The sequence below is a fragment of the uncultured Dialister sp. genome, from assembly GCF_900538805.1.
Classification (GTDB): Bacteria; Bacillota; Negativicutes; order Veillonellales; family Dialisteraceae; genus Dialister.
On record NZ_UPZP01000132.1, the window covers coordinates 1 to 4,870 of the forward strand.

The window sequence follows — 4,870 nt, forward strand, 5'->3', positions numbered from 1 at the left end:
AGGAATTCCATGACGAAGTAGTGCGTATAAATTCTTATGAAATCAGACTCTGCCAATGAATCAGTGCTGCCCGCAGGTAGCCGCTGGAGCGGAATGTCTGTGTCGTCAAAGAAGAAAAAGTACGCTATATTGCCACCAGGATTGTGGGGGAGCACTGCTTAAATCGCAGAATTGAATTTCATAAGTGTTTTTGCTCAATCCTTCGTCATCAGCCTCCTTAAATAGTTTACTATTCGCGTCGACTGATTCCTTGTATTGAGCAAAAACACAAGAATAAAATTCAATAACGATTCAAGCAGCGCTCCCCCTAGCAGGTCATCTTCAGGAGTTTTTATGGAGTTTTCGACGCGTCGGAGAGGTGAAATTCATGAAGGCTCCGTTCCTTTCCTCCCCGCTTCCATGGATTGTGCGCCGCGGGGATTGGAAAGGCCTTCGCCCGGCCTTTTCGCCTCTCTGCCGATATAGTCCGGTAAAGGAAGGGAGAGTATCAAGGGGCCGCTTCGCGGCCCGGATTCATAAGGTTCAAAAGGTTCTGCCCGCTTTCAGCGAGCGGGTTCAAAAGGTTGCGGTAGCGGCTGCGCCGCAATTTTATAGCCGCCGGAGGCGGCTTATATGATGGCGCCAACGGCAGCAATCTACATAACTCCCCTCTGAACCAGCCCGCTCTGTGGGCAGAACCTTAGACGCCCAGGGCCTTAGGCCCGGCGGCGGCTTGAACCTGGGCGCCACATAGCGCCTGAACCCTCTTGCGTTCAGGATGACTGTGGACGATGGGAAGGAAAACAGCAAGCGGACAGCAGTAAGCTGATAGCGGTAAGCGGACAGCGGACAACGGATGACAGTCTTATGCCCGCCCGTTCCCCAAATAAAAAAGCCCCGGAGTTTTCCGAGGCTTTTCTTTATTTCATGGGATGGTATTTCTCATATACATAGTACAGTTTATCCGTCATGAAGGCGAGGGCTGTGCTGCCTTCCAGGATATCCGCCCAGTAGGCAGGGATGAAGCCTTTGCCGAAGCGGACGCCTTCCAGGGCGCCGGTGATGGCGGCGGTGGTGTTGCTCTTGCCGGAGTGGTTGGCGGAGATGATGAGGGCGTCCAGGGGGTCGTCTACGGCCAGGGCGCAGTAGACGGCAATGGCCAGGGCTTCTTCGGCGTTTTCACCGCTTCCCAGGGAGGCGATGCTGTCGATGTGGTCCCAGGTGCCTGTCTTGCCGGCAGGGTGGTTGTTGGCCTGTTCTTCCGCCGCTCCCAGAAGGGAGAGGATGGGGTCCGTTTTATGGACTTTGCCCAGAAGGGCCTCCGCTCTTTCCAGTGCTTTGGGCAGGGTGAGGCCGTAGGCCAGGCAGGAAATCAGGGCTGCCAGGCCGCCGGCAGCGTAGTAGCCTACGGGGTCGGAGTGAGAGAGAGCAGCTGCTTTGACGGCTTCGTCAAAGGCGGCTTTGCTGTCTCCTGCAAAAATAAGGCCGATAGGAATGGCCCTTGCCAGGGCGGCGCTCCCTCTGCAGTCATTCACTTTCACCTTGGTGGAGCCTTTGGCATCCTTGGAGAAGGCACCTAAAAGGCCTTCTTCCGGATTCCTGCGGGCGTGCATGAATTTTTCCCTCACCAGGCAGAATTCTCTTTCATGGGGCTGCCGTCTCATCCAGGTCCGCTGCCCCCGGCGGGGTTCTTCTCCTGTCTGGCTGTAGTACCAGCGCATATATCCGCGGTAAATTCCATCCACCAGGTCTAATTTCTTGGCGTCTGCCCATAGGATCCCGTCTATGGTGGCCAGTATCATCTGTGTGTTTTCAGAGATAGGCGCCTTCCTGCCGTTCTTTGCATCCCGCACCAGGGTGCGGAGGCCGAAGGGGCCGAACCTGTGCTGTATACGCCCCACTGAGAAATTCTGCAGGGGATAGCCCAGTGCATCCCCGCAGGCACTTCCATACAGTGCCCCGCGAAACTTCTCTATATCCGCCATGTTTTCCTCCTTTTCTTCAGTTTCGCGCCGTCTGTCCTTCGGTGTGCGGAAGAGATGGTTCCCATTGTGTTCTTTCCTCCGGGAAAATAAAAGTTTCTGTAAATCAATCCACTTCACAGAAACTTTTATAAAAAATATGAGCAGAACGGCCTACTCCTGATTTTTATCCTTTTAAATATATTATAGCATAGTTTTGTAAGGGAAATATAGAAAAAGTAGGAACAATTTGCTGTAGCGTATACGATATAGGAGAACTAAGGGTTCAGAGGGTTGTGAAGGGGGCCTGTGGATACGCCTTCGGCGTGCACAGCGAACATGATTTGAAGGAGCAAAGCGACGCATAAATCATAGTGAGTCGTTTCCCCTTTAGGGGTGAGGGTTCAGAGGGTTCAAAAGGTTCAGAGGGTTCAGGGGGTGTGGTATCGCCCTTTCGGGCGATGAGTTTTATAATTCCGCTTCGCGGCATTTATACTGGCGCCCGAAGGGCACCCACCTTCATTTACCATTTACCATTCACCATTTACCATTTCCTCATCTTCCCGCCGACCGGTATCCCTATAGTGGGCTAGGGAAGCACTGATTAATTCGCAGAATCGAATTTCATATGTATTTTTATCCAATGCTGCGTCATAAGCCTCCTTAAATAGCTCGCTATTCGCGTCGACTTACTCCTTGCATTGGATAAAAATCCAAGAATGAAATCCGATAACGATTTAATCAGCGCTTCCCTAGGGCAGTGTCATTAGCGGCGCTTGCCATCGTACACCCCTTCGCCACTACGTGGCCCTCTTCCCCTCAAGGGGACGCAAGGGATTGGGGCAGGGAGGCTCCTGCGGCAAGCTGACAGCTGAAAGCGGACAGCGGATAGCGGACAACAGCTCACTGTCCCACTAACCACCCCGCTGCCGCTGCGATTTCCAGAAGGCCCATGAGGGGGACGCCGTAGACGAATTTCTTGTGTCTTGTCTTATGGTGGAAGAAGTACATGCCGGCGAGGGCACCGACAAAGCCTGCTGCCAGGGCGGAGAGGAGGAGGGTTCTTTCGGAGATGCGCCAGCGCCCGTGGATGGCTTTCCATTTGTCCAGGCCGAAGAGGGCAAAGGAGGTCAGGTTCAGGAGGATGAGGAGGGCGATTTCCCATTTCATGGGCTTATCCCAGTTTGTCGCCGTCGGCCACTTTTCTTTCGGGGCCGATGAGGACGACGCCGTCTTTGCTGTAGGTGCCCAGCACCAGCACTTCGGACATGAAGTCCGCAATCTGCCTTGGCGGGAAGTTCACCACTGCCAGTACCTGGCGCCCGATGAGGTCTTCTTTGGTGTAGAGGTCGGTAATCTGGGCGGACGATTTTTTCTGTCCCAGTTCCGGCCCGAAGTCGATGAGAAGCTGGTAGGCCGGTTTCCTTGCTTTCTTGAAGTCCCTGGCTTCCCGTATGGTGCCCACTCGAATGTCCAATTTCATAAAATCATCAAATACTGCCATCATTTTCTCCCTTATCTTGTTTCTTCACTGCCGCAGGTTTTCAGATATTGAATGACCGCCTTGTCCAGTTCTTCCAGGAAATCGGTGTTTCCCGGCGGCAGGCCTGCAATCATGGAAAGGCTGTCGGGGCTCCTGTGGCAGATGAGGCATTTCAGAATGTCTGCGTATACGCCGTGCACCTGGAGGAGCACTTCCCTGCTGCCCGGCGATGTTTCCGCAAGGCGCCGTATGCTTTCGCATAGGTTGCCAAAGGCAAAGCTGTTGAAGGTCTCCCGCTCTTCCAGATAATAGGTGAAGCTGCCGTTGTTTTTCCTGTAGTTGTCATAAAGTACCAGCTTGGATTCCATAGATATGCCTCCTTTATGAAATCGAAGGGGCCCCGGTTTCTCCCAGGGAGAACCAGCAGAGGGGCTCTTTTTTCTTATTGGCGGCGCAGAAGAGGGCCTGCCCCTTCATTTTCTTCATGCTTTTCACGTCCACCGGCTCCCCGTTTGCGGCGATGGGATAGAGAGAGCCCTGGGGCGTCAGTTTCTTCACCGTTCCTTCCCCCGTTTCATCGCCTTCCATGAAATAGAGGGGCCGGAAATCGGCGGTGCTGTCTTTTTTCTCCCGCCGGGGAATGAGGAGGGGCACCGATATGCCCGTGATTTCCTGCACCATGTGCCAGCCGTCATCGCCTTTTTCAAAGATGAGGAGCTCCGGCTTCCCGTTCCGGTCGGTGTAAGGGCTCTCCAGAAGCACCAGCGCCTCTTCCCTGCCCTCGCCGGAAAGGTCGGCGAGGTTCCAGGCGTAGTTCATGAAACTCCGGTCGTAGGTGGAATCGGCGAAATAGGCAAGAAGCGCCTGCCGAAGTCCTGCATCCTCCATCTGGGCGGAGGACTCCTTTTTCACCTTCTTCGGTATCCACGCCTCCGGTGCTGCCTGCACCGGTGCCGCCATCTCCACCATCTCCCCGTTCTTTTCTATGGAAATGGTGGAAATGTCCTCCCCCTCACTGCAAAGGGGAAATAGAAAAATCATGGCCGCTGCCAGAAATTGGATTGTATGTGTCATCATGGATGCTCCTTTTTTCTTTTCTTTATTATACCATCAGGATGGGCCTGCGGCCCAAGGGTTCAGAAGGTTCAGAAGGTTCAAAGGGTTCAGAGGGTGTGGTATCGCCTGTGGACACGCCTTCGGCGTGAGGGTTCAGAAGGTTCAAAAGGTTCTGCCCGCTTGCAGCGGGCGGGTTCAAAGGGTGTGGTATCGCCGCCTCTGGCGGCGATGAGTTTTATAATTCCGCTTCGCGGAATAAAAACCATACAACCGGGCTGCGCCCGGGAAAACAAACCAACCGCCCTGCGGGCGGAGGAAATGCACCCCTTCTGCCTACGGCACCTCCCCCGGAGGGGGAGGTTTGCTCTCCGCTTCTCTTAGTGCTAACTTA

The 4,870-nt window shown here is 54.1% G+C and carries 5 protein-coding genes; all 5 read right to left on the minus strand.

Annotation, left to right across the window (positions count from 1 at the left end; all coding sequences use genetic code 11):
- Positions 1-899 precede the first annotated feature (899 nt).
- The gene (locus tag QZQ29_RS08870) at positions 900-1,964 is read right to left on the minus strand and encodes an ADP-ribosylglycohydrolase family protein (RefSeq protein WP_296962459.1); all 1,065 of its coding nucleotides are present in this window, start codon (positions 1,962-1,964) and stop codon (positions 900-902) included.
- An 879-nt stretch (positions 1,965-2,843) separates the two neighbouring features.
- Positions 2,844-3,110, minus strand: a complete 267-nt coding sequence (locus QZQ29_RS08875; RefSeq protein WP_296962461.1) for a DUF1294 domain-containing protein — start codon at positions 3,108-3,110, stop codon at positions 2,844-2,846.
- Between the two features lie 4 nt (positions 3,111-3,114).
- Complete coding sequence (locus QZQ29_RS08880) at positions 3,115-3,447, minus strand: tRNA-binding protein (RefSeq protein ID WP_296962463.1); 333 nt, start codon at positions 3,445-3,447, stop codon at positions 3,115-3,117.
- 8 nt (positions 3,448-3,455) lie between these two features.
- A complete protein-coding gene (locus tag QZQ29_RS08885) occupies positions 3,456-3,791 on the minus strand; it encodes a hypothetical protein (RefSeq protein WP_296962465.1) in 336 nt (111 codons plus the stop codon).
- Between the two features lie 13 nt (positions 3,792-3,804).
- Positions 3,805-4,500: a hypothetical protein gene (locus QZQ29_RS08890; protein ID WP_296962468.1), complete on the minus strand. Its 696-nt coding sequence runs from the start codon at positions 4,498-4,500 to the stop codon at positions 3,805-3,807.
- Positions 4,501-4,870 lie beyond the last annotated feature (370 nt).